Consider the following 24,173-nt stretch of genomic DNA (forward strand, 5'->3'; position numbering starts at 1 on the left):
CCTGGCGACACAAGATCAATAAGTCGCGGCGCACGGCCTGACCTGGGAAAATACTGATACGGCGATCGACGTACGTCTCACCTGGAGGTAGCGATGAAGATGCTCATCAATGTGCCGGAGACGGTCGTCGCGGATGGGCTGCGGGGCATGGCCGCGGCGCATCCCGGACTGCGGGTGGACGTCGAGAACCGGGTGGTGGTGCGCGCAGACTCACCCGTCGCCGGGAAGGTGGGGCTGGTGTCCGGGGGCGGGTCCGGGCACGAGCCTCTGCACGGCGGGTTCGTGGGTCTGGGGATGCTCGCCGCGGCATGCCCGGGTGAGGTGTTCACCTCGCCCGTACCCGACCAGATGGTGCGGGCCGCGGCGGCGGTCGACAGCGGCGCCGGGGTGCTGTTCGTGGTCAAGAACTACACCGGAGACGTCCTGAACTTCGACATGGCGGCGGAACTGGCCGAGGACGAGGGCATCCAGATCGCGAAGGTGCTGGTGAACGACGACGTGGCGGTGACGGACAGCCTCTACACGGCCGGCCGGCGCGGGACCGGCGCGACGCTGTTCGTGGAGAAGATCGCGGGGGCGGCGGCCGAGGAGGGCGCGCCGCTGGAGCGCGTCGAGTCGGTCGCGCGCGAGGTGAACGCACGGTCACGGAGCTTCGGTGTGGCGCTGACCGCGGTGACGACGCCGGCCAAGGGATCCCCGACCTTCGATCTGCCGGCCGGTGAGCTGGAGCTCGGCATCGGTATCCACGGCGAGCCCGGCCGGGAACGCCGTCCGATGATGACGTCCCGGGAGATCGCGGACTTCGCGGTCGACGCCGTCCTGGAGGACCTGAAGCCGTCCAGTCCCGTTCTGGTACTCGTCAACGGGATGGGGGCGACGCCGCTGCTGGAGCTGTACGGCTTCAACGCCGAGGTGCACCGGGTGCTCGGCGAGCGGGGCGTGCCGGTGGCCCGTACGCTCGTCGGAAACTACGTGACGTCGCTCGACATGGCCGGCTGCTCGGTGTCGATCTGTGCGATGGACGAGGAACTGCTGCGGCTGTGGGACGCGCCGGTCGAGACCCCGGCGCTTCGGTGGGGCCGCTGATCCATGGAAGCTGTGAAACCGGGAGAAGGAGTGCCTGTGCTCGACACCGGGTTCTTCCGCAGTTGGATGTACGCCGTGGCCGACGCGATGAACCGTGAGGCCGCGCAACTCACCGAACTCGACGCGGCGATCGGCGACGCGGACCACGGCACCAACATGCAGCGCGGTTTCACCGCCGTCAGGGCCGCGCTGGAGACGGACGCACCGGACACCCCGGCTGCCGTACTGGTGCTGTCCGGACGGCAGTTGATCTCCACGGTCGGCGGGGCGGCGGGGCCGTTGTACGGAACGCTGCTGCGGCGCGCGGGCAAGATGCTCGGCGACGACCCGGAGGTGTCACGGGAGCAGCTCGCGGACGCGCTGCGGGCCGGCGTCGCGGCGGTGGCCCAGCTCGGCGGTGCGAGGGCCGGGGACAAGACCATGCTGGATGCGCTGGAGCCGGCCGTGGAGGCTCTGGACGAGTCGTTCCCTGCCGCGCGGGAAGCTGCCGGTGAGGGTGCCCGGGCGACCGTGCCGATGCAGGCGCGCAAGGGCCGGGCCAGCTATCTCGGTGAGCGGAGCATCGGGCACCAGGACCCGGGAGCGACGTCCGCGGCCCTGCTGATCGCCGCCCTCGCGCAGACCGCGGCCGACACGGGTTCCGGGGAGGCCTCGTGAGCTTCGTGGGCATCGTCCTCGTCTCGCACAGCGCGGAGGTCGCCGCCTCCGTCGCCGCGATGGCCAGGGGGCTGTCGGGCGGTGGCGAGGCTCCCATCGCGGCTGCCGGAGGCACGCCCGACGGCGGACTCGGCACCAGCTCGGAACTGATCACGAGGGCGGCCGCGGAGGTGGACCGGGGCGCCGGGGTCGCCGTACTGGCCGACCTCGGCAGTGCCGTGCTGACCGTGAAGACCCTGCTGGCCGAGGGCGGCGAACTGCCCGAAGGCACCCGGCTGGTGGACGCGCCGTTCACCGAGGGCGCGATCGCGGCGCTCGTCACGGCCTCCGCCGGCGCCGGCCTGGACGCCGTGGTGGCGGCGGCGACGGAAGCGTACGGCTACCGGAAGGTGTAGGGCTTTTCGTGCGACCGGGGGGCGTACGCCGGGCGCCCGCCGGGCGGGTGCATCCGTGCGCGCTTGTGATGATCCAGGTCAAAGCATTAGTGTCGCAACGCCTTGGTGAACGGGAAACCGGTGGAGTACCGGTGCGGCCCTCGCCACTGTGATCGGGAAGTCCGGCTCCATCCGAGGAGGAAGCCACTGGACGGCCGCGGGTGACCGTTGCCTCCGGGAAGGCCGAGCCGGGCGGCAGGACCCGTCAGCCAGGAGACCGGCCGGGGCGCGTTGTCCATCCACGAGGTGCTGGAGAAGGTCTCCCCAACCATGCATATAGCCGAGGGGTATCTGCCCCCGTTGCACGCGGCCGCCTGGGGCGCCGCGTCCGCCCCGTTCGTGATCCACGGAGTGCGGGCACTCACCCGGGAAGTCAAGGCCCATCCCGAGTCGACCCTGCTGCTGGGCGCGGCCGGTGCCTTCACGTTCGTCCTGTCGGCCCTCAAGCTGCCCTCGGTGACGGGCAGTTGCTCCCACCCGACCGGGACCGGACTCGGCGCGATCCTGTTCAGACCTCCGGTGACGGCCGTGCTGGGGACGATCACCCTGCTGTTCCAGGCACTGCTGCTGGCGCACGGTGGGCTCACCACGCTCGGCGCCAATGTCTTCTCCATGGCGATCGTCGGTCCGTGGGCCGGATACGGGATCTACCGGCTGCTGCGGCGGTTCGAACTGCCGCTGATGGTCTGTGTGTTCGCGGGCGCGTTCGTGGCGGACCTGTCCACGTACTGCGTCACCAGCGTGCAGTTGGCCCTGGCCTTCCCCGACCCGGGAAGCGGTGTCATGGGCGCGCTCGCCAAGTTCGGCGGCATCTTCGCGGTCACCCAGATCCCGCTCGCGGTCAGCGAGGGCCTGCTCACCGTGCTGGTGATGCGGCTGCTGGTGCAGTCCAGCAAGGGTGAGCTGACCCGCCTCGGTGTGCTGCTCCAGGGCGGAGAGCGGGACAACACCAAGGAGGGCACGGTCCGATGAGCCGCAACGCGAAGATCAATACCCTGCTGCTCGCGCTGGTGGCGGCGCTGGCCGTGCTCCCGCTCGTACTGGGGCTCGGCGACCACAAGGAGGAGCCGTTCACCGGCGCCGACGCCGAGGCCGAGACCGCCATCACCGAGCTGCAGCCCGACTACGAGCCCTGGTTCGCCCCGCTGTACGAACCGCCGTCCGGCGAGATCGAGTCGGCGCTGTTCGCCCTGCAGGCGGCACTCGGCGCCGGGGTACTGGCGTACTACTTCGGGCTGCGCAAGGGGCGCCGGCAGGGCGAGGCCCGGGCACAGGCGCGCACGGCGGCGCCCGGGCACACCGGAGCGGACGAGACGGCGGCCGCGGCCTCCACCACCGGGAGCACGCCCACCGGGGGAGCGTTCACCGGGGGCGCGGACTCCCCCGCCGACCGGACCACGGCGTGACGGCCGGTGCTGCCGATCGACGCGGCGGCGCACAGCAGCCGCTGGCGCCGCCGCCATCCCTGGGACAAGGCCGTCCTCGGTTTCGGCCTGACGGTCTGCGCCATCTCGCTGCCGCCGTGGCCCGGCGCCGTACTGGTCGCGGGCGCGACCCTCGCGGTGCTGCTCGGACCGGCCGGGGTGGCGCCGCGGCTGCTGTGGCGGGCCTGGCGGGTGCCGCTCGGATTCTGTGTGACGGGCGCGGTGCCGCTGCTGTTCGCGGTGGGCGGGCCCGACGGACTGGTGGCGCTCGCACCTGACGGGCCGCTGCACGCGGTGCGACTGCTGCTGAGGACGTCCGCGGCCTCGCTCGGGGTGCTGCTGTTCGCGTTCACCACACCGGTGTCGGACGTGCTGCCCCGGCTGGTGCGCGCCGGCGTACCGGCGCCGGTGGTCGATGTGGCCCTGGTGATGTACCGGATCGGTTTTCTGCTGCTCGACGCGGTGCAGCAGATCCGCCAGGCGCAGGCCGCACGTCTCGGCCACACCAGCCGTGCGGCGACCTGGCGTTCCCTCGCGGGCCTCGGGGCGACCGCGTTCGTCCGCGCCTTCGACCGCGCCCAGCGGCTCCAGACGGGGCTCGCCGGGCGCGGCTACGACGGGACCCTGCGGGTCCTGGTCCCCCAGACGCCGGTGTCCCCGCGCTTCCTCGCCGTCTCGGGCGCCCTTCTCGCGTCGATCGTGGCACTCACCCTCGTACTGGAAAGGTCCGTTCTATGACTGCGCCCCCGGGTCACCGGGCCTTGTCCCCCGTCGTGGAGCTGGTCGGTGCGGGCTATGCGTACGCCGACGGCCCCCGGGTGCTCGACGGCGTGGACTTCGCCGTGCCCGGGGGCCGCTCCCTGGCGCTGCTCGGGCGCAACGGCGGCGGGAAGACGACCCTGCTGCGGCTGCTGAGCGGCGGGCTGCGCTGCGGACGGGGAAGCCTGCTGCTGGACGGCGAGCCGGTGGCGTACGACCGGGCCGGACTGACCCGGCTGCGCACGACCGTGCAGTTGGTGGTGCAGGATCCGGACGACCAGCTGTTCGCGGCGTCGGTGGGGCAGGACGTGTCGTTCGGGCCGATGAACCTGGGGCTCTCCGAGGACGAGGTCCGGGCCCGGGTCGCCGAGTCGCTGGAGGCACTCGACATCACGGCCCTCGAGGACCGTCCGACCCATCTGCTCTCCTACGGTCAGCGCAAGCGCGCCGCGATCGCCGGAGCCGTGGCGATGCGGCCGCGGGTGCTGATCCTGGACGAGCCGACCGCGGGCCTCGACCCGCACGGCCAGGAACGGCTGCTCGAGGTACTGAGCCGGCTGCGGGACGGCGGCACGACGGTCGTGATGGCGACCCACGACGTGGACCTGGCGCTGCGCTGGGCGGACGACGCCGCCGTGCTCACTCCCTCCGGGCTTCGGACGGGGCCGGCCGGAGCGCTGCTCGCCGACCGGCAGCTGCTGGAGGCGGCGCGGCTGCGCAGGCCCTGGGCGACGGCGGTGGCGGATCTGCTGCGCGCCCACGGGCTGCTCGACGCGGACGGCGAGGGACCACGGACCCCGGAGGAGCTCGATCGCTGGGCCTCGGCGGTACCGGGGATGTAAGGGGTCGATCCGCCGGGGAACGGGCCGGAGCGGACGTCGGGGGCCGGGACGCGAGTGCGTCCCGGCCCCCGACGTGCTGGCCCTTTCCGTCCCGGGCGACGTAGCGCAGCTCACGCCCCCAACATTATGCAACTAGTTGCACAAGGCTCCCCGGACCGTCTACAACTGGGACGACGACATTGCGCGAGGAGGCGCCGGATGACCCCGTACCCGCATCTGCTGAGCCCGCTCGACCTCGGGTTCACGACACTCCCCAACCGTGTGCTGATGGGCTCGATGCACATCGGCCTGGAGGAGGCGGAGAACGGCTTCGAGCGCATGGCCGCCTTCTACGCCGCCCGCGCACGCGGCGGCGTCGGCCTGATCGTCACTGGCGGTATCGCCCCCAACGACGAGGGGCGGCCCTACGACGGCGGTGCCAAGCTCACCACCGAGGCGGAGGCCGCACAGCACCGCACGGTGACCGACGCGGTGCATGCGGCGGGCGGGCGGATCGCGATGCAGATCCTGCACTTCGGCCGGTACGCCTACCACCCGCAGCTCGTCGCGCCGACTGCGCTCCAGGCGCCGATCAGCCCGTTCGTCCCGCACGCCCTCAGCGACGAGGACGTCGAGCGGACGGTCGAGGACTATGTGAGGGCCGCAGAGCTGGCGAAGTCCGCCGGATACGACGGCGTCGAGATCATGGGCTCCGAGGGCTACCTCATCAACGAGTTCATCGCGAGCGCCACCAACAAGCGCGACGACCGCTGGGGCGGCTCGTACGCCAACCGGACCCGCTTCCCCCGCGAGATCGTCCGCCGTACCCGTGAGCGCGTGGGTGACGACTTCATCATCATCTACCGTCTGTCGATGCTGGACCTGGTACCGGGCGGCTCCTCGCTCGACGAGGTGGTGGTGCTCGCCAAGGAGATCGAGGCGGCCGGTGCGACGATCATCAACACCGGTATCGGCTGGCACGAGGCCCGCATCCCGACGATCGCGACCTCCGTACCGCGCGGTGCGTACAGCTGGGTGACACAGAAGCTGATGGGCTCGGTCTCGGTGCCGCTCGTCACCAGCAACCGCATCAACACGCCCGAGGTGGCCGAGGCGTTGCTGGCCGAGGGGCGCGCCGACATGGTCTCGATGGCGCGGCCGTTCCTGGCCGACCCGGAGTTCGTCGCGAAGGCACGTGAGGACCGGGCCGAGACCATCAACACCTGCATCGGCTGCAACCAGGCCTGCCTGGACCACACCTTCAGCGGCAAGATCACCTCCTGCCTGGTCAACCCGCGCGCCTGCCACGAGACAGAGCTGGTCCTCTCCCCCACCCGGCTGCGCAAGCGCCTGGCCGTCGTCGGCGCCGGGCCCGCGGGGCTCTCCTTCGCGGTGTCGGCCGCAGAGCGCGGGCACGAGGTGACGCTGTTCGACGCCGCCGCCGAGATCGGCGGGCAGCTGAACATCGCCAAGCGGATCCCGGGCAAGGAGGAGTTCGAGGAGACGCTGCGCTACTTCCGCAGCCAGCTCGAGCTGCACGGCGTCGACGTCCGGCTCGGGACGTTCGCCACACCGGAACTGCTCTCGGGGTACGACGAGATCGTCATCGCCAGCGGCGTCACGCCCCGTACCCCCGAGATCGAGGGCATCGACCATCCGAGCGTGGTCAGCTACCTCGATGTGCTGCGCGACGGGGCCGAGGTCGGCGAGCGGGTGGCCGTCGTCGGCGCGGGCGGCATCGGCTTCGACGTCGCGGAGTTCCTCACCGACGGCGGCGAGGGCGCGAGCCTCGACCCTGAGACCTACTTCCGCCAGTGGGGCGTGGACACCGCGTACGCGGCGCCGGGCGGCCTTCGCACCCCCGAGCGGCCCGCACCTCCGCGCTCCGTGCACCTCCTGCAGCGCAAGACGAGCAAGGTCGGCTCGGGGCTCGGCAAGACGACCGGCTGGATCCACCGCACCGAGCTCAGGCACCGCGGGGTGACGATGATCGCCGGGGTGACCTACGACCGCATCGACGACGAGGGCCTGCACATCACCGTGGACGGCACGTCCACCGTGCTCGCCGTGGACACGGTCGTGCTGTGCACGGGGCAGGAGCCCCGGCGTGATCTGTACGAGGAGCTGAGCGCGTCCGGGCACACGGTCCACCTCATCGGCGGCGCGGACATCGCGGCCGAACTCGACGCCAAGCGCGCCATCGACCAGGGCACGAGGCTGGCAGCTGCGGTCTAGTAGGTCCTATCCGGGCACCTTCGTCCGGATCGGGCACCGCTGCCTAGGATGCGGTCATGTCACTCCCGCACGCGATCCTCACCGCCCTGCTCGAGAAGCCGTCGTCGGGGCTGGAGCTGACCCGCCGTTTCGACCGCTCGATCGGCTACTTCTGGCAGGCCACCCACCAGCAGATCTACCGGGAGCTCGGGAAACTGGAGGAGGCAGGGCACATCCGTGCCCTGCCCACCGCACTGCCGGCCCGTGGTCAGAAGAAGGAGTACGAGGTGCTGCCCGCCGGCCGTACCGAGCTGGCCGCGTGGGTGGGCAGGACCGAGGATCCGAAGCCCGTCCGGGACGCACTGCTGCTGCGGATGCGGGCCGCGGCCGTGGTGGGGACCGAGGGCCTCGAGGCCGAGCTGCGTCGCCATCGCGAACTGCACGAGCGGCAGTTGGCCGAGTACGCCGACATCGAGAAGCGCCACTTCCCGCCGGAACGGGACTCCCTCGAGGACCGGCTGCGGCATGTGGTGCTGCGGGGCGGCATCGATCTGGAGCGGTTCTGGATCCAGTGGCTGACCTATGCCCTGGAGGAGCTGGGACGGCCGCCCGGGGAGGGCGGGACCACAATGCCGCCCGGGCCAAGGTGACGGAGGGTCCACGGTGACGGCCGGGCGGCCGGACTGATCACCGGTGGTGGGCAATCGGCCCGCCGCACGTCGCCGTCCGCCCTGCACGGGGATACTGGTCACTTCGGACCGACCACGAGCGACCTCACGGGGGCCTGGGTGAACCACGCACACAGCACGAGCAGTTGGGGTGATGGCACCGGTGCGGACGGACCGCGCCGGCGGCATGCCGTCGTCATCGGCGGCAGTCTTGCGGGGTTGCTCGCCGCGCACGTACTCGCGGAACACGCGGACGAGGTCACGGTGGTCGAACGCGACCGCTTCTCCGCCGGTCCCGAGGCACGCGCAGGTGTGCCCCAGAGCCGCCACCCCCATGTGCTGCTGGAAGGCGGACAGCACGCCCTCGACACTCTCCTGCCCGGATTCATGAGCGAGTTGAGGGCGGCGGGCTCCCCGCGCGTGGGCATGCCGTCGGACATGGTGCAGTGGCAGAGCGGACGGTGGTTCCGGCGGACGCCCGCGACCACGCACATCTACACCGGTTCACGGGGTCAGCTCGAGCATCTGGTGCGCCAGCGGGTGCTGGCCAATCCGGTGGTCACGGCGATCGAGTCGACCGAGGTGACCGGGCTGCTCGGAGACGCCTCACGGGTGCGCGGAATACTGCTGCGCGAGCGGGGCGCGGGCGCCGCGGCCGGGGCGGGCGTACCACCGCGGCAGCTGGAGGCCGACTTGGTCGTGGACGCGTCGGGACGCAGCTCGCGCGCCCCGCAGTGGCTCACGGCGATCGGGGCCGAGTCCGCGCACGAGGAGACCATCGACACCGGCCTCGCCTACGCCTCGCGCATCTACCGCAACAAGAGCGCGCACCTGGGCACCGACGCCCTCGGCTACTACGTCATCCCCAATCCGCACCAGGTGTACGGAGGCGGCGTCCTGCCGCTGGAGGACGGCAGCTATCTGGTCACGGTCTCGGGTCTGCGGGGCGACGAACCGCCCACGGACGACGTGGGGTTCACGGCCTACGCGCAGCGCCTGCCGCATCCGCTCGTGCACCGGTGGATGCTCGAGAACGAGCCGCTGTCTCCGGTGTGGGGCTTCCGGTCGACCGCCAACGTCCGCCGCCGCTACGACCGTCCGGGCCGCCGTCCGGCCGGTTTCCTCGCGACGGGCGATGCGCTGTGCACGTTCAACCCCGTCTACGGTCAGGGCATGGCCGTCGCCGCGATGAGCGCGGTGGCCCTGCGCGACGCGCTGGCCGACCCCCGGCGCACCTCCACGACACTCCGGGTCCAGCAGGCGGTGTTCGCGGCGTCGCGCCAGGCGTGGGACATCTCCGCGGGCGCGGACAAGAAGATGCCGGGCGCGACCGGGAACGCACTCACCGCCGGGGCGCTCGACCGGCCCGTGGGCTGGTACCTCGGCCGCATCCAGGAGCGCTACCAGGGTGACCCCGTCGTGGGCCGCGCCTTCCGCTCCGTGCTCACCCTGAAGTCCCCGCTCACCTCGCTGTTCGCGCCCGAGGTCGCCCGCGCGGTGCTCTTCGGCGCCATCACGGCGACGCCCCTGGAGCCGCCGATGACACGCGAAGCGTCCTCGTGACCGGCGCACCGACTCAGGTGGGCGGGCGCAACAGGGGCGCGATCTTCTCCCAGTCCGGGTCCATCGGGGCATGGCTTCCCGTGGCGGTGGCGATGTCCTTGAAACCGCTGGAGGTGGCGATGCACACGACCGGTCCTTCGGCGCGCTCCGGCAGGGTGCGCAGTCCCGCGAGTCCGGCGGCGGCGGAGAGTTCGACCCACATTCCCTGGGCGGCCAGTTCATCGCGGGCCGTGGTCATGGCGGCATCGGAGACGGTGAGAGCGGCGCCGTCGCTGCCGCGGACGGCCAGGACACCGCGGTAGCCGCCCGTCTCGCAGTCGATGGCGTACGCGCCGGTCGCCCCGACCGGGACCCGGGTGGCGGGGCGTTCGGTGCGCAGCGCCTCCGCGAGAGCACCCGCGGCATCGGGTTCGCAGCTGTAGAGCCTCGGTGTGCGGTCGGCGAGACCGAGCACGGTCAGCTCGTGGAAGCCCTTCCAGACACCGAAGAGCAGTTCGGCGTACCCGGTGGGCACGAACACGGAACCGGGCACCTCACCCAGTTCGAGGAAGATCTCGTAGGCGATGGTCTTGTAGCCCTCGGGTCCGAACGCGTGCCCGGTGTGCGCGGTGTCGGTGAGATTGCTGACGGGCTGGTAGCCGAACTCGTCCACGATACGGCGCATCAGCGGGCGTACGGCCGCCACGGGGACGGTGAGCACGGTGGCGCCGTACGCCCGCACGAACGAGGCGACGGCAGGCGGCGCGTACGGGGACGTCAACACGACGCACGGCAGTCCGGCACGCGCCGCGTACGCCGCCGCGGATGCGCCGTGGTTGCCGGAGGAGGAGACGACGACGCCGCGGGCGCCGGAGAGCACCGCGGCGCTGACCGCGACACGGTTGAGGCGGTCCTTGTGGCTCCATGTGGGGTTGCGTGACTCGTCCTTGACGAGTACGCCGTCGGGCAGGGCCACCAGCGGGGTGTTGCCCTCGCGCAGCCCGGGCGCGACGAGCGGCGGGAGCAGCGGGGCCCAGCGGTCGAGCCCATGCGCGGCGGGCCGCCGGAAGAGGGTCCCAGGCGTCCGGTCGTACGCGTAGTCGATGTCGAGCGGATACGCCATGTCCTCGGTGGACGTGCGCGGGCATCCGGCGAAGAGCACCGGCTGCAGGGGATGGCGTACCCGCCTGTCGTACAGGGACCGCTGGGCGGTGGCGAGCGACGGGCCTGTCGCCGGTGACGTCTCTTCCATGCTTCTGGATCTTGTCAGAATCGCCGGAGACGGCGCCCGGCGAAGTCCGGCGTGTGACCGGAAAGGTGCACCTGCGCCCGCGATGCCGGGACGGCTCCCCGGCTGCCGGTGGGAGGTACGGGAGGGCCCTGAGTGCTGGTTACGCGCCGCCTCGACCGCATCAGCGACCCACCGAAGAACCGGGCGTGGGCCCGGGCGCTGCCTGAATACAGGCGGCCGACGCCTCGGGCTCCTGACTACCGGGGCGGCGTGCCCCGCCAGACGGTGGTGGTGTTGCAGAACTCCTTGATGCCGTGCCCGGACAGCTCCCGCCCGTACCCGGAGCGCTTCACACCGCCGAAGGGCATCGCCGGATGGGACGCCGTCATGCCGTTCACGAAGACCCCGCCCGCCTCAAGATCCCTCACGAAGCGCGCCACTTCGCTCTCCTCACGGGTCCACACGTTCGAACTCAGGCCGAACGGCGAGTCGTTGGCCATCCGTACGGCCTCGTCCAGGTCCCTCACCCGGTACACCGTCGCCACCGGGCCGAAGGTCTCCTCCCGGTGGATCCGCATCTCGGGAGTGATCCCGGCGAGGACGGTCGGAAGGTAGAACCATCCCTGCGTGCGGTCCTGGGGCCGGCCCGCGCCGCACAGCGCCTCGGCGCCGAGCCGCAGGGCGTCGTCGACGAGCTCCTCCAGATCGGCACGGCCCTGCTCACTGGCGAGGGGGCCGATATCGGTGGACTCCTCGATGGGGTCGCCGACCGTCAGGCCCTCCATCCGTGCGGTGAAGCGCTCGGTGAAGGTGTCGTAGACGTCCTCGTGGACGATGAAGCGCTTGGCCGCGATGCAGGACTGGCCGTTGTTCTGGACGCGTGCGGTCACGGCGACCCTGGCCGCCTTGTCGACGTCGGCGGACGGCATCACCACATAGGGGTCGCTGCCGCCGAGCTCCAGTACGGTCTTCTTCACCTCGTCCCCCGCGACCGAGGCGACGGACCGCCCCGCGGGTTCGCTGCCGGTGAGTGTCGCGGCGGACACCCTCGGATCCCGCAGAACGCCCTCCACCGCGGCGGAGCCGATCAGCAGGGTCTGGAAGCAGCCCTCGGGGAAGCCTGCCCGGTGGAAGAGGTCGCCGAGGTACAGGGCCGTCTGCGGGACGTTCGACGCATGCTTGAGCAGCCCGGTGTTGCCCGCCATGAGGGCGGGCGCGGCGAACCTCACGACCTGCCAGAGGGGGAAGTTCCACGGCATCACCGCCAGGACGACACCGAGGGGACGGTAGCGGACGTAGACCTGGGCGGCGCCCGAGTCCTCGGCTTCGCGGTCCGGCACGGGCTCGTCGGCGAGGAGCCGCTCGGCGTGTTCGGCGTACCAGCGCATGGCCTTCACGCACTTGGCCGCCTCCGCCCGGGCGGCCGTGATCGGCTTGCCCATCTCGCGGGTCATGGTCCGCGAGATGTCCTCCTGGTCCTCTTCGAGAAGTCCCGCGGACCTGCGGAGCAGCCGCGTGCGCTCGCCGAAGCCCGTGGTGCGGTATTCCAGGAACGCCTCGTGCGCGACGGCCAGGCGTTTCTCGATGTCCTCGGCCCCGAGTGCATCGAAGGTCTTGAGCGTCTCACCGGTCGCGGGGTTCACCGACGCGATGGGCATGGCTGTGTCCTCCTTGGACTCCCATGTACGACCCTGCCGCGCCCCGCACGGTGGCGCAACGCGGCGCTCCTCCCCGGTGCGAAGAGCGCGAGAGGCGCCGGGTGCCGCTGCGACGTAGGCTCGACGGGTACGGGACGCGGCGCCAGGGAGGCGAACGGCGTGGCCGGACACCGGTGCGGGACACGGGGGCCGGTACGGGTGTGTGTGGCGGTGGTGGCCGCGGCGGCGCTCGTGGGCGGGGGCACGGCGTACGCGGGCGACGACATCGAGTCACTCAGCGCGCGGCAGATCGCCGACCGGGCCGAGGAAGCGGTGCGCAGTGCCTCGTCCGTGCACATCACGGCGACGGGCGAGCTCGCCGAAGGCCCCCTCCCGTCGAGCGAACTCGACATCACCGTGGACCGCGACGGGAACTGCGCGGGTTCCGTGAGCATGGGCGACGAGGGCTCCGTGGAGATCGTCAAACGGGGCGAGACGGTGTGGCTGAAGCCGGACGAGGCGTTCTGGAAGAACCAGGTGCCGGGGTTCGGCAAGGCCGCGTCGGAGCTGTTCAAGGGCCGTTATCTGCGCGGTACGACGAACGACGGCATGCTCAAGGGCCTGGCCGAGGTGTGCGACCTCGACCGGATCCTTGATTCGGTCGTCAAGTCCCCCGGCCCGCGGGCCACGCTCACCAAGGGCAGCAAGACGGAGGTCGACGGCGTCGACACCATCCCGCTGACGGCGAAGGGGGCGGGGCGGACGACGACCGTCTACGTCGCCGCCGAGGGCAAGCCGTATCCGTTGCGCTTGGTCAAGACCGGCCCGGGGCCGCACCGGGCGAGCGTCACCCTCTCCGACTACGACCGGCCGGTCCCGTCGGCCACTCCTCCGGCGGAACAGTCCGTCGACATCTCCACCCTGATCGAGCGGCTCGGCTGAGCCGCACGGCTGGTCGCGGGCCCCTACGGCAGGCCCATCAGCGATGGCGGCGGCGCGCGGCTGACACCACACTCGTCGGCATGGCCAACCGCAGCGCCGGCCTGCTGCTCTTCCGGGCCGCGGGCCCGGACGTGGAAGTACTGATCGCGCACATGGGCGGTCCCTTCTGGGCGACCCGTGACGCGGGCGCATGGTCGATTCCCAAGGGCGAGTACGGCCCCGACGAGGAGCCGGAGGCGGCCGCGCGCCGTGAGTTCGAGGAAGAGCTCGGTCTGCCCGCGCCCGAAGGGGAGCGGCTCGCGCTCGGTGAGAGCCGCCAGCCGGGCGGCAAGCTCGTCACGGTCTGGGCCGTCGAGGGCGACCTCGATCCGGATCGTGTGGAGCCCGGGACGTTCTCCATGGAGTGGCCCCCGCGGTCCGGCGTGCTGCGCGAGTTCCCGGAGGTGGACCGGGTCGGCTGGTTCTCTCCGGAGCGGGCGGCGGAGCTGCTCGTTCCCGGCCAGCGCATCTTCCTCGACCGCCTCGCCCATCACATACGCCACGGCCACCGCTGACTGCGGCGGCCGTTACCGACCGGAGGAGTTCCCTTGTCCCCTCGTTTCAAGACCTTCGCCGCGGCCGGAGCCGCCCTGCTCGCCGCGCTCCCAGGGACCGCCAACGCCCGTGCCTCCTCCGAGGGTTCGGTGTCGGCGGCCGAGCTGCTGGCGAGGGTCCGCGACTGCGACAGGATCTCGGACGGTCTGTACCGCAGCGACGCCGACGAGCCGGCGACCATACCCGTGTGCGGCACGGAGGACGTGGTGTTCTGGCGGGCTGACATGGACATCGACTGCGACGGGCGGCCCACCGAGCGCTGCAACGACAGCAACGACCCCAATTTCCAGGACCAGACCGCCTATGTGCAGTCCGACGGACGCTACCTCAGCGCGGAGCGGCTGCCGTTCGTGGTCGTACCGGCCCCGAGCCCGCGGTGGACGCCCTCGTCGTACGGGATACGCGGGGGCACGGTCGCCGCCGTGATCTATCGCGGCAGGGTGCTGTACGCGGTGGTCGGGGACACCGGTCCGAGGGGCATCATCGGCGAGGCGTCGTACGCGACGGCCGAGCGGCTCGGCATCGACCCGGGGCCGGAGGGCGGGGGCGTCGAGTCAGGGGTCACCTACATACTCTTCCGCGACTCGAAGGTCTCCCCGATCGAATCCCACCAGGCAGCCGTCACACTGGGTGACCGGCTGGCGCGCAGGTTCGCCGATGGCCCGATGCCGGACGAAGGGGGAGGATGAAGTCGGCGCGGTGCCGGGCCGTGAGCACCCGGACTGTGGGAGGAAGGTGAAGCGGGGCATGTTGGGAGACAGCAAGGCATTCAGCGGCTTCTCGGCCGACGACATCGCCAAGGCGAGGGAGTTCTACGGCGAAACGCTCGGGCTGCGGGTGTCCGAGGAGCACGGACTGCTCACTCTCCACCTCGCAGGGGACACCAGAGTGCTCGTGTATCCGAAGGACGACCACACGCCCGCCGCGTTCACGGTGCTCAACTTCCCGGTGGACGACATCGACGGCGCCGTCGACCGGCTGGTCGAGCGCGGAGTGGTGTTCGAGCGTTACGAGGGCTTCGGACAGGACGACCGGGGCATCGCCCGTCATGCGGGGCCCGCCATCGCCTGGTTCAAGGATCCCGCGGGCAACATCCTGTCCGTGCTCCAGGAGTAGCGGGCAGTCCCGCCACGCCATGGATCCCGTGGAGGCACTGGACAGGATCGCGTTCCTGCTGGAGCGGTCCGGGGCTCCGACGTACCGGGTACGGGCCTTCCGCACCGCGTCGGCGGCGGTCGTGTCGCTGGGTGAGGAGGGGGTGGGCGAACGTGTCGCGTCCGGTTCGCTGGAGACCGTACGGGGTCTCGGGCCCAAGACGGCCCAGGTGGTCCGGGAGGCTCTGGCCGGTGAGGTACCGGCGTATCTGCGACGGCTGGAGGAGGAGTCGGGCGCGCGGTCGGCCGACGGGGATGCCAGCCGGGCGCTTCGGGCAGCGCTGCGCGGCGACTGCCATCTGCATTCGGACTGGTCGGACGGCGGCAGCCCGATCGAGGTGATGGGCAGGACCGCGGCGGCACTGGGGCACGAGTGGGCGGTGCTCACCGACCACTCCCCCCGGCTCAAGGTCGCGCGCGGGCTGTCGGCGCAGCGACTGTGGGAGCAGATCGACGTGGTGGCCGAACTCAACCGGACATGGGCGCCGTTCCGGTTGCTGACCGGGATCGAGTGCGACATCCTGCCGGACGGCTCGCTCGACCAGGACCCGGAACTGCTGGACCGGCTGGATCTGGTGGTGGCGTCGGTGCACTCCCAGCTCCGTATGCCGGCCCGGCCGATGACCCGCCGGATGCTGGCGGCCGTCGGCAGTCCGCTGGTGGATGTCCTCGGCCACTGCACGGGCCGGCTGCTGACGGGGCGTGACGGGGGCCGGGGCAGACCGGAGTCGGAGTTCGACGCCGGGCAGGTGTTCGCGGCGTGTGCGGAGTCGGGGACGGCCGTGGAGATCAACAGCCGTGCGGACCGTCTCGATCCGCCCCGCCGGCTGCTGCGCGAGGCGGTCGCGTCGGGGGCGCTGTTCTCGGTCGATTCGGACGCTCACGCGCCGGGACAGCTGGACTGGCTGTCGGCCGGCTGCGCCAGGGCCGAGGAGTGCGGTGTGCCCGAGGGCCGGGTCATCAACACCTGGACGGCCGACGCATTGCTGCACTGGACGAGGACGCGGGAGGTCCCGGTGGGCTGAGCGGCCGGGCAGCCGGGTCCCGGAAGCACCACCGGCTCCCGGTGTCCGGGCCGTGCTCTTCGGGCCATGAGGTGCGACCGTGGAAGGGGAACGTTCGTGCGCCCACGGGGAGAGAGGACGGGGATCACCGTGAAGGTCACCGACAAGCACGAGGAAGTATCGGTGCAGCTCACCGGCGCGCCGGAGGACGCGGACGCCGTCTTCGGCGCACTGGTCGCGGCGTACCCATGCGACCGTGACGCCGAAGAGCACCCCCACGAGGTCGGACACGGCCATCCGACGATCTGGTCGGCCACCTACGACGTGGCACCCGCCGACACCACGGGAGCGGTGGCGGCCACCGCGCTCGGGGCGCCGGTCGCGGCTGAGCTGTCCGGCTCGTATCCGGCGGTCGACCGGCTGGCCAAGGCACTCACCTCGGGTTTCGCGGTCGAGGTGGAGCATGCGGTGTCGGGCGACGGGGAGAAGCAACTGCGGCTGCGGCTCGAGTCGGCGGCGGGCGCGGGCGTCTGAGCCGGCCCGCTGGGTTCCGTCCGGCTGCTCCTGCCCATGGGCGGCGCGCCCGGGAGCCCCTACATGCCTTGACAGGCATATAACCCAGGGCGCATATTCGGAGGGTGACAGACGCCATCTGGCCGGCCCTGGTGGACCCCCACCGCAGGGCCGTACTCGATCTGCTGCGCGAGCGTGACCGGACGGTCGGCGAGCTGGTCGAGGCGCTCGGCCAGTCCCAGCCGAATGTGTCCAAGCATCTGAAGGTGCTGCGGAACGCCGGGCTCGTCCGCGTGACCCGACGCGCCCAGCAGCGGATCTACGCGCTCGAGCCCGCACCGATCTCCGAGCTGGACGCCTGGCTGGCGCCGTACCGGCGGCTGTGGAACGACCGCCTCGACGCACTCGGTCAGTATCTGGACGCGGACGTCGACGACGGCACCGACCGTTCGGAGGAACAACCATGAACCGCGGAACCTTCATCAGCCACGAGGGCCGCCCGGCCGTACGCTTCACCCGCTCCTACCCGCACCCGGTCGAGCGGGTCTGGGCCGCCGTGTCCGAGCCGGAAGGGCTCGCCCACTGGTTCCCTTCACAGGTCCGGCTGGAGCCGCGCGCCGGCGGCCGTATCGAGTTCTCCGGAGATCCGCACCAGCCCCCGACGACCGGTACGGTCCTCGCCTGCGAGCCGCCGCATCTGCTCGCCTTCACCTGGGGCGAGGACGAAATCCGTCTGGAACTCGCCGCCGACGGCGCATCGGGCTGTGTGCTGACGCTCATCGACGTCCTGGCGGCCGAGAACACCGCCGCCCGTAATGCGGCGGGGTGGACGGTGTGTCTGGCCGAGCTCGACAAGCACCTGTCGGGCGTCGACTCCACGGGCCCGCACGGCACATCGGCCCAGCCCTGGCAGCCGCTCTACGACGCCTATGTCGCGCAGGGCATGCCGTCGGGTGCGGAGATCCCCGGTTCGGCCCGTCAGGACGAGTGACACACACGGCCGGCGATGGCCGGCACGATCTGCCCCGGGCTGCTCAGGGGTGATTCCATACGAGCGTATAGCGCCAGAACAGCCTCCGTCGCAGCCGCGCTCCGGGAAGGACGTCTCTGGCTTCACGGACGATGTCGTCGAAAGTCATGTCCGCTGAGCGAGTAGGGGCCGTCATGGAGACAGGCCGGGGCGAGCCCGCAGGACAGGAGGCGAAAGGATCTTCATCCACCCAGTCCATCAAGTCCCGGCAGCAGGCACTCCCTGTTCCTGGAGAAAGATCAACCGCTCCCGGACCGCCGGACTCAGTCCGAAGAGACGAGTTGAAAAACACCTGCTCAGGAAGCCTCGACGGCCGCCTTGATGCGCCGGGCGAACGCGTCGGCGTCCTTACGGGCGGCGCTCAGCGCGAACCGTTCGATCAACTTCCCCAGGCCATGGCCCTCGAGGGTGTTGAAAACCCGCAGCCTGGTCCGTTCGGTGTCGACCGCCTCCAGGTCGTAGCCGCCCTCGGGCGCCGTGACCACGTTCTTGGAGACCTCGGTCCAGCGAATCCTGCGCGGCGGCTCGAACTCGCTGATCCGGAACTCCCTGGAGGTCGTCATCCCGGCGTCCTTGACCCGGCTGCGGTAGACGGTCCCCACGGCCGTCGGGCCGTCGGTCGTCTTCGCGATCTCCTGTACACGCGGACTGAACTTCGGATCGTTCTCACCGTTGGCGAGGAAGGCGAAGACCTCCTCGACGGGCCGGTCGATCACGACGGTCGCCTCGAACTGTCCGGCCATGGTCTCTCCCTGCTCGCTCGTGCCCGGGCCCGGCAGTCCTCAGCCTCGCAGACCGCGGGGCCGGGCACCCGCCAAGGGCCCGGGCATGGGACGTCCATCGCTCCCAGGACACTCGCCCGCGCCCCGGGGAAGCCGACCGCGCCCCGGCATACGTCCGGGCGCTCGGGACTGCTCCGTTCGGGCTGTCCCGTACGAGCTGCTCCGCACGGTGAGAGCGGCCGTGCGCACGGCATGGGCCGTACGCACCCCCGGGCCGTCCTCGTTCAGGCGCCCAGCCGCACCGGCAGCTCCTCCACACTGTTGCCGACGAAGCTGGCGTGCCGCGTCAGCTCCGCCTCCGGGACGGCCAGGTCCAGTGCGGGGAAACGGGTGAACAGCCGCTCCAGGGCGATGGTCGCCTCCATCCGCGCGAGCGGGGCACCGAGACAGTAGTGCGGCCCGTGACCCAGTGAGAGGTGACGGGAGGTGGCGCTGCGGGTGACGTCGAATCGCCCGGCGTCCTCACCGTGGGCCGCCTTGTCACGGCCCGCGGCCGAATAACCGGCGAGCACCGGTGTGCCCTTGGGGATGACGGTGCCGTCGACGGTGAGGTCCTTCGTCGGGTAGCGGAACGGGAAGTAGCTGACCGGGCTGTCCCAGCGCAGGGTCTCCTCCACCACGTCCGCCCAGTCGGCCTTGCCGTCCTGCACCAGGGCCAGCTGGTCGCGGTGGGCGCACAGCGCGCGCACCGCGTTGGTGATCAGGTTCAGTGTGGTCTCGTGCCCCGCGATGATCATCAGCAGCAGGGTGCCGATGAGTTCCTGCTGGCTGAGCCGGTCCCCGTCCTCCTCGCGGGCGGCGATCAGGGCACTGGTGAGATCGTCGCCCGGGTCGGCCATCCGGGCGGCGGCGACCGCGCTGAGCACGGCGACCAGCTCCCGGTTGGCCGCCATGACCTCCTCGGGGCCGATGTCGGTGGCGACGATCTGGTTCGACAGATGGTGCAGCCGCTCCTGGTGCTCCGCGTCCACCCCCAGCAGTTCGCAGATGACGCCCATGGGCAGCGGCATGGCGAAGTGCCTGCGCAGATCGGCGGTGCCGTCACCGGCGGCGGACTCGAGCCCGTCCAGCAGGGAGGCGGTGACCGTCTCGATGCGCGGCCGCAGCTCCTCCACCCGGCGCGCGGTGAACGCCTTGCTCACCAGTGACCGCAGGCGCCGGTGGTTGGCACCGTCGGCCGTGGTCATGCCCTGGACGGTGGCGAAGGTCTTCAGCGGCCAGCCGTCCGCGATCCGGCCCTCGCGCAGTTCGGTGAAGTGCTCGGCTCCCTTGGCCACGTCGGGGTGGGCGAGGAACTCCTTCAGCGCGTCATGTCCCAGCACAGCCATGCCCGCGACGTCCCCGGGCAGGACGACCGGGGTCACGGCGCCCTGGGCGAGCAGCCGGGCGTTGTCCGCGTGCGGGCAGCCACCGGCCGGGTCCATCCGGTGCGGAGGCATGGCAGACGTGTTCAACGGTGGTCTCCTGTCTGTGGTGCCGCCGGATCCTGCGGCGGGTACGCCGCCCCTGGCGCGAGGGGCAGCTGCGGATCGGTGAACCGAACGGGGAGCGCGGCGAGGGCCTTGGTCCAGGGGGAGGAGATCCAGGCCAGATCCGCTTCCGGCACGGCCAGTTCCAGATCGGGCAGCCGGTGCCGGATGGTGTCCACGGCGGTCCGGGTGATCAGCCGTGCCAGGTCCTGCGCCGGGCAGGTGTGCGGTCCCGCGCCGAACGCCAGATGGGCCCGGTTGCCGGCGACGGGGCTGCCGCCGGGCGGCAGTACGTCCGGGTCGGCGTTGGCCGCGGCGAGTCCGAGGACGAGCATGTCGCCGGCTCTGATCTGCTGCCCGCCGAACTCCATGTCCCGGGTGGCGTAGCGCGCGGGGAAGTTCTGCGTCGGCGGGAAGCGCCACAGCACCAGGTCGAGAGCGTCGTCCACGCTCAGATGACCGCCCGCGAGCGAGGAGCGGAAGTCGGGGTCGGAGAGCAGGATGCGCAGGGTCGTGGCGATCCAGTTCACCGTGGTCTGGTTGCCCGCCACGAATATCACCACGAGGTTGTACAGCACCTCGTCGTCCGTGAGCCCCGCCTGGTGGTGCAGCAGCGCCGAGGTGATGTCGTGGCCCGGGTGCCGCCGCTTCTCCTCGATGAGTTCGAGCAGAATGGCGGTCATCCGCCGCTGGGCGTTGACCGATTCGGCGTTCACGGCGACCATGCCGGCGATGGCCTGGACGAACTGCCGGCCGGTACCTTCGTCCAGACCGAGCAGACCGGTGATGACCTGCATGGGAATCCGGCGCGCGTAGTGGGGCACGAGGTCGGCCTCGCGGCTGCTCGCGAACGAGGCGATGACCTGTTCGGAGGTGGCGCGGACGCTGCGGCGCAGCTCGTGTCCGTTGATGCCGTCGAGTGCGTCGGAGACGGCGGCGCGCATCCGGCGGTGCTGCTGCCCGTCCGCGTACAGCAGCGAGGGACGCCAGCCGACCATCGGCAGGATCGGGGAGTCGTGCGGCACCCGGCCTTCACGCAGCAGGCCCCAGCGGCGCGGGTCGTGTGAGAAGTCCTGCTCCTCGCGGGTGAGCCGGAGCAGTTCGCGGTGACCGAGTACCAGCCACGCCTCGATGCCGGGTGCGACGGTCACCGGCGCCACGGGGCCGTGTTCCTCGCGGAGCTTCTCGTACAGGGCGGGCATGGCGTCGCCGCCGAGGTGCGACCCGTACAGCGCCGTCGCGGCGGGGCAGCGTGCGGGCCGCGTGGTCATGCTGACTCCGTTGTGTCGATGAGGTGGCGTACGAGGGCGATCAGGGCGCGTACGGAGGAGGCGGGGTCACGGGCGTCGCAGTCCACCATCGGGGTGCCGGGCAGGAGGTCGAGCGCGGTGCGCAGCTCCTCCTCGGTGTGCCGGGGGCAGCCCGGGAACACGTTGGCCGCGACGGCGAACGGCAGTCCCAGGTCCTCGAGGTTGCCGAGTGCGTCGAAGGACGCCTCCAGGTCGCGGGTGTCGATCAGCGCGAGCGCACCGAGCGCTCCCTTGGCCAGATCGCGCCAGGCGGGCAGGAAGCGCGGCTGGCCCGGGGTGCCGAAGAGATAGAGCACCAGCTCCCCGTCGATCGTGATCCGGCCGAAGTCCAGGGCGACGGTGGTGGTCGTCTTGGTGCGGTCCGCCGTGGTGTCGACACGGGCGCCTGCCTGGGTCATCACGGCTTCGGTGGACAGCGGTTCGATCTCCGACACGGTCCCGATCAGGGTGGTCTTCCCGACCCCGAGCGGGCCGACGACGAGGATCTTGGCCGCGCCCACGACGCCGGACCCGAGGTACTTCCCCGGGGGTGCGGTCGGCCCGGCCGGCGCCGGTGCCCCGGACGCGGCGGGGATCCCGGGTCGCACGGGCGCACCGGATCGTCCGGCGGTCCCGGGCTCCCCCGCTGCCCGGGGTTGCCCGGGCGTCCTGTCCGCTGCCTCAGAGGCGGCTTTCGAGGCCATGAAGGACCTTTCTCAGCATGGTGACATCGGCTCGTTCGGCGGGCGGGACCGGCGGACGGATCACGATCAGACCCCACCCGAGGAGGTCGGCGAGGAGCACCTGGACCACCGAGGACGGCTGGCCGAGGTGGGCGGCCACCTCGGCGACCGACAGCAGTCCCTGACAGTGCGCCAGGATCCTCAGGTGCTCGGGCTGGAGTGGCGGCGGGTAGGCCGCGTCCGTCGCCATCACCAGGGTCTCCCAGGCGAGCGGTTGCCCGCCCGTGCCCGCCCGTCCGCCGGTGATCACGTACGGCCTTACCGCCGGGGTCGTCCGTTCCTCCGGGAAGTCGGTCATGACGAGGGGTCCACCGACCCCACGGGTTCCCTCGGCTGGGCGCTCAGGTGCACGCCGATCTGCGCCACGAGCAGTTGCATCTGCTGGGCGACCAGACCGACGTCGGCACCCGTGCCGGTCGCGACGCCGAGTTGTGCGCCCACCCCGGCATGGGTGAACAGCACGAATCCGTGCTCGGACTCCAGCATCAGCTGCCGCACTCCGGCTCCCTTGCCGAACACCAGCCCTGCCGTTGACCGTCCTGTCATGGTCAGCGCGGCGCAGGCCGCCGAGAGCGATTCGGCCTCCGCGACGCTGAGTTCGGCCACCGGTCCGGAGAGATTGCCGGCGGACGCGTGCCCGAGCCGCAGCCCGTCCTCGGAGACCACGACGGCGTGCCGGACCCCCGGGATATCCGTCAGCGGTCGCAGCATCCAGCCCAGGTCAGGCAGTTTCGTGATGGCTCCGGTCACTGCCGGCCTCCCTCGTGGTCGGGTCCTTCGGGCGTTCTGCTGGTCTCGGCCTCGGCTCGTCCGCGCCGGGTCCCGGAGAGCACACCGGCGATCGAGGCACGGGCGTCCTCCGGGGTCCATTCACCGCCGGGGTCCGGTGTGCTCGTGCCCTGCGGCGGTGCCGGCAGGGTCTGGCGCACGGCGGCCTCCTGGGCCCCCCGCCGGCTGCGGCGCCTCGGGAGAGCGGCGTTGGCGGTCGTCCCGGGAGCGCCGGCCGCAGCATCCTGAGACCCGGGCGCCGTGACCGTGGCGGGACGCATCGGGGGACGCGGCGGCGCCGCTTCGGTGAGCAGCCGCAGCGGTACGAAGGTGACGGCGCGGGTCCCGCCGTACGCGGACGCCGTGGTCAGCTCCACGTTGAAGCCCAGTTCCCGGGTCCAGCGGCCGACACAGGCGAGCCCCAGACGCGGTACCGCTCCGAGCCGGGTCAGATCCAGGTCGTCGCGCAGTCGTGCCGTCGCCTGGTGCAGTACGTCCGGCGGCATCCCGAGACCCGCGTCGTCGACCTCGACGACCGCCCCGGCGCCGACCTCCCTGATGGTGACGACGACCTGGCTGCTGGAGGGGGAGAACACCGTGGCGTTCTCCAGCAGTTCGGCGATGGCGTGCATAAGGCCCTCGACGGCGGGCGGCACCACATGGAGCATCTGGCCGCCGTGCACCTCGACCCGGCCGAACTCCAGGATGCGCGACTGGGCGCCGCGTACGCAGTCGTAGAGGGAGACCGGATGGCTCTCCCGGCGCGCCGGCCACACACCGCACATCACCAGCAGGGTCTGCGCCTTGCGGGTCATCTGGGCGGCGGCGTGGTCGGCCTTCATCACCTCGGCCATCACGGACGGGTCGTCGATGGTGCGCTCGATACGGTCGAGGACCCGCTGCTGCACCGTGGCCATGGCGTGGACCGAACGTGCGACGGACTCGAAGGCCGTCTGCACGGAGTCGCGCAGGGCCCGCTCCCTGCGCACCGCCTCGTCGTCGCCGAGTGCGGCGACGACCGAGGCAAGGGACCGGGCGAAATCCTCTCCCGTGTCGGATGCGGGGGCGAGCGGCCCCGGGACGCCGTCCAGCCGGCGGCCCGCGCGGAGCCGCTCGACGACGGCGGGGACGCGTACGGTGGCCAGATGCTCGACCTCGGAGTCCCGGGCTGCCGCCAGGCGCCGGGCATGTCGAAGTGAGCGGCGCAGGGCGAAGACCCAGACGAGAAGTGCCGCGGCGGCGCAACCGCCGGCGACGCTCAGCAGGGTGACCATGTTGTGACGACTCGGCAGACCGCGACCACGGAGTACGAGCCCCTTCCGGAACATGTCATCGAAACAGCTCCACGACGATCGGGAGCAGTCAGATCTTACGATCAAGTGAGTGTGTTCGAACGCCAGTTGGGCAAGGAG

26 protein-coding genes, 1 pseudogene and 1 riboswitch are annotated in these 24,173 nt (G+C 71.5%); of the genes and pseudogenes, 18 read left to right on the forward strand and 9 right to left on the reverse strand.

Features of this window, described 5'->3' with window-relative positions:
* Positions 1-93 precede the first annotated feature (93 nt).
* From dhaK to ACTWOL_RS01930, 10 genes and pseudogenes are all read left to right on the forward strand, one after another.
* Positions 94-1,086, forward strand: a complete 993-nt coding sequence (dhaK, locus tag ACTWOL_RS01885) for a dihydroxyacetone kinase subunit DhaK (protein ID WP_474293602.1) — start codon at positions 94-96, stop codon at positions 1,084-1,086.
* Between the two features lie 36 nt (positions 1,087-1,122).
* Entirely contained in the window at positions 1,123-1,743 is a 621-nt protein-coding gene (gene dhaL / locus ACTWOL_RS01890) for a dihydroxyacetone kinase subunit DhaL (RefSeq protein ID WP_474293604.1), read from the forward strand.
* Entirely contained in the window at positions 1,740-2,138 is a 399-nt protein-coding gene (locus ACTWOL_RS01895) for a PTS-dependent dihydroxyacetone kinase phosphotransferase subunit DhaM (protein WP_474293606.1), read from the forward strand. The genes dhaL and ACTWOL_RS01895 overlap by 4 nt, the downstream gene beginning before the upstream one ends.
* 58 nt (positions 2,139-2,196) lie before the next feature.
* A riboswitch (cobalamin riboswitch) is annotated at positions 2,197-2,417 on the forward strand.
* A 30-nt stretch (positions 2,418-2,447) separates the two neighbouring features.
* Complete coding sequence (locus ACTWOL_RS01900; RefSeq protein ID WP_474301073.1) at positions 2,448-3,149, forward strand: energy-coupling factor ABC transporter permease; 702 nt, start codon at positions 2,448-2,450, stop codon at positions 3,147-3,149.
* A pseudogene (locus ACTWOL_RS01905) lies at positions 3,146-3,451 on the forward strand (energy-coupling factor ABC transporter substrate-binding protein); the annotation flags it as partial. The gene ACTWOL_RS01900 and the pseudogene ACTWOL_RS01905, both read left to right, overlap by 4 nt.
* Positions 3,452-3,589: 138 nt before the next feature.
* Positions 3,590-4,339, forward strand: coding sequence for a cobalt ECF transporter T component CbiQ (gene cbiQ / locus ACTWOL_RS01910; protein WP_474293608.1), 750 nt, complete (start codon positions 3,590-3,592; stop codon positions 4,337-4,339).
* On the forward strand, positions 4,336-5,202 hold the full coding sequence (locus tag ACTWOL_RS01915; protein WP_474293610.1) for an ATP-binding cassette domain-containing protein: 867 nt from the start codon (positions 4,336-4,338) through the stop codon (positions 5,200-5,202). Before cbiQ ends, ACTWOL_RS01915 begins: the two co-directional genes overlap by 4 nt.
* A 198-nt stretch (positions 5,203-5,400) precedes the next feature.
* A complete protein-coding gene (locus ACTWOL_RS01920) occupies positions 5,401-7,416 on the forward strand; it encodes an oxidoreductase (protein ID WP_474293611.1) in 2,016 nt (671 codons plus the stop codon).
* A 56-nt stretch (positions 7,417-7,472) separates the two neighbouring features.
* Positions 7,473-8,045 (forward strand): PadR family transcriptional regulator, encoded by a 573-nt coding sequence (locus ACTWOL_RS01925; protein WP_474293613.1) that lies wholly within the window; start codon positions 7,473-7,475, stop codon positions 8,043-8,045.
* A 138-nt stretch (positions 8,046-8,183) separates the two neighbouring features.
* Complete coding sequence (locus ACTWOL_RS01930) at positions 8,184-9,626, forward strand: FAD-dependent oxidoreductase (protein WP_474293615.1); 1,443 nt, start codon at positions 8,184-8,186, stop codon at positions 9,624-9,626.
* Positions 9,627-9,639: 13 nt separating this feature from the next.
* On the opposite strand, the gene ACTWOL_RS01935 is transcribed toward ACTWOL_RS01930, so the two are convergent.
* Together ACTWOL_RS01935 and ACTWOL_RS01940 are read right to left on the reverse strand one after the other, a co-directional pair.
* Positions 9,640-10,857 carry a threonine synthase gene (locus ACTWOL_RS01935; RefSeq protein WP_474293617.1) on the reverse strand — a complete coding sequence of 406 codons (1,218 nt, stop codon included), beginning with the start codon at positions 10,855-10,857 and terminating at the stop codon, positions 9,640-9,642.
* A gap of 236 nt (positions 10,858-11,093) precedes the next feature.
* The gene (locus ACTWOL_RS01940; RefSeq protein WP_474293619.1) at positions 11,094-12,665 is read right to left on the reverse strand and encodes an NADP-dependent succinic semialdehyde dehydrogenase; all 1,572 of its coding nucleotides are present in this window, start codon (positions 12,663-12,665) and stop codon (positions 11,094-11,096) included.
* On the opposite strand from ACTWOL_RS01940, the gene ACTWOL_RS01945 reads away from it, so the two are divergent.
* The 8 genes from ACTWOL_RS01945 (at position 12,654) to ACTWOL_RS01980 (ending at position 17,671) form a co-directional block, all read left to right on the forward strand.
* A complete protein-coding gene (locus tag ACTWOL_RS01945) occupies positions 12,654-13,415 on the forward strand; it encodes a LolA-like protein (protein ID WP_474293621.1) in 762 nt (253 codons plus the stop codon). The genes ACTWOL_RS01940 and ACTWOL_RS01945 overlap by 12 nt on opposite strands.
* An 80-nt stretch (positions 13,416-13,495) precedes the next feature.
* Positions 13,496-13,969, forward strand: coding sequence for an NUDIX hydrolase (locus ACTWOL_RS01950; protein ID WP_474293623.1), 474 nt, complete (start codon positions 13,496-13,498; stop codon positions 13,967-13,969).
* Positions 13,970-14,002: 33 nt separating this feature from the next.
* A complete protein-coding gene (locus tag ACTWOL_RS01955; RefSeq protein WP_474293625.1) occupies positions 14,003-14,698 on the forward strand; it encodes a glycoside hydrolase family 75 protein in 696 nt (231 codons plus the stop codon).
* Between the two features lie 58 nt (positions 14,699-14,756).
* Positions 14,757-15,125, forward strand: a complete 369-nt coding sequence (locus tag ACTWOL_RS01960) for a VOC family protein (protein WP_474293627.1) — start codon at positions 14,757-14,759, stop codon at positions 15,123-15,125.
* Positions 15,126-15,144: 19 nt separating this feature from the next.
* The gene (locus ACTWOL_RS01965; protein WP_474293629.1) at positions 15,145-16,188 is read left to right on the forward strand and encodes a PHP domain-containing protein; all 1,044 of its coding nucleotides are present in this window, start codon (positions 15,145-15,147) and stop codon (positions 16,186-16,188) included.
* A 129-nt stretch (positions 16,189-16,317) separates the two neighbouring features.
* Complete coding sequence (locus tag ACTWOL_RS01970; protein ID WP_474293631.1) at positions 16,318-16,701, forward strand: hypothetical protein; 384 nt, start codon at positions 16,318-16,320, stop codon at positions 16,699-16,701.
* A gap of 104 nt (positions 16,702-16,805) precedes the next feature.
* Positions 16,806-17,147, forward strand: a complete 342-nt coding sequence (locus tag ACTWOL_RS01975; protein WP_474293633.1) for an ArsR/SmtB family transcription factor — start codon at positions 16,806-16,808, stop codon at positions 17,145-17,147.
* A complete protein-coding gene (locus tag ACTWOL_RS01980; protein ID WP_474293635.1) occupies positions 17,144-17,671 on the forward strand; it encodes an SRPBCC family protein in 528 nt (175 codons plus the stop codon). The genes ACTWOL_RS01975 and ACTWOL_RS01980 overlap by 4 nt, the downstream gene beginning before the upstream one ends.
* Before the next feature lie 335 nt (positions 17,672-18,006).
* Here ACTWOL_RS01980 and ACTWOL_RS01985 read toward each other — a convergent pair whose 3' ends face one another.
* The 7 genes from ACTWOL_RS01985 to ACTWOL_RS02015 form a co-directional block, all read right to left on the reverse strand.
* The gene (locus ACTWOL_RS01985) at positions 18,007-18,453 is read right to left on the reverse strand and encodes an SRPBCC family protein (RefSeq protein WP_474293637.1); all 447 of its coding nucleotides are present in this window, start codon (positions 18,451-18,453) and stop codon (positions 18,007-18,009) included.
* A 263-nt stretch (positions 18,454-18,716) separates the two neighbouring features.
* Positions 18,717-19,946, reverse strand: a complete 1,230-nt coding sequence (locus ACTWOL_RS01990; protein ID WP_474293639.1) for a cytochrome P450 family protein — start codon at positions 19,944-19,946, stop codon at positions 18,717-18,719.
* Complete coding sequence (locus ACTWOL_RS01995; RefSeq protein WP_474293641.1) at positions 19,943-21,232, reverse strand: cytochrome P450; 1,290 nt, start codon at positions 21,230-21,232, stop codon at positions 19,943-19,945. Before ACTWOL_RS01995 ends, ACTWOL_RS01990 begins: the two co-directional genes overlap by 4 nt.
* Positions 21,229-21,771: a GTP-binding protein gene (locus ACTWOL_RS02000; protein WP_474301074.1), complete on the reverse strand. Its 543-nt coding sequence runs from the start codon at positions 21,769-21,771 to the stop codon at positions 21,229-21,231. Before ACTWOL_RS02000 ends, ACTWOL_RS01995 begins: the two co-directional genes overlap by 4 nt.
* 160 nt (positions 21,772-21,931) lie before the next feature.
* Complete coding sequence (locus ACTWOL_RS02005) at positions 21,932-22,291, reverse strand: DUF742 domain-containing protein (RefSeq protein ID WP_474293643.1); 360 nt, start codon at positions 22,289-22,291, stop codon at positions 21,932-21,934.
* The gene (locus tag ACTWOL_RS02010; protein ID WP_474293644.1) at positions 22,288-22,743 is read right to left on the reverse strand and encodes a roadblock/LC7 domain-containing protein; all 456 of its coding nucleotides are present in this window, start codon (positions 22,741-22,743) and stop codon (positions 22,288-22,290) included. The genes ACTWOL_RS02005 and ACTWOL_RS02010 overlap by 4 nt, the downstream gene beginning before the upstream one ends.
* Positions 22,740-24,035, reverse strand: coding sequence for an ATP-binding protein (locus ACTWOL_RS02015; protein WP_474293646.1), 1,296 nt, complete (start codon positions 24,033-24,035; stop codon positions 22,740-22,742). The genes ACTWOL_RS02010 and ACTWOL_RS02015 overlap by 4 nt, the downstream gene beginning before the upstream one ends.
* Positions 24,036-24,173: the final 138 nt, after the last annotated feature.

Source organism: Micromonospora sp. IBHARD003 (assembly GCF_056106285.1).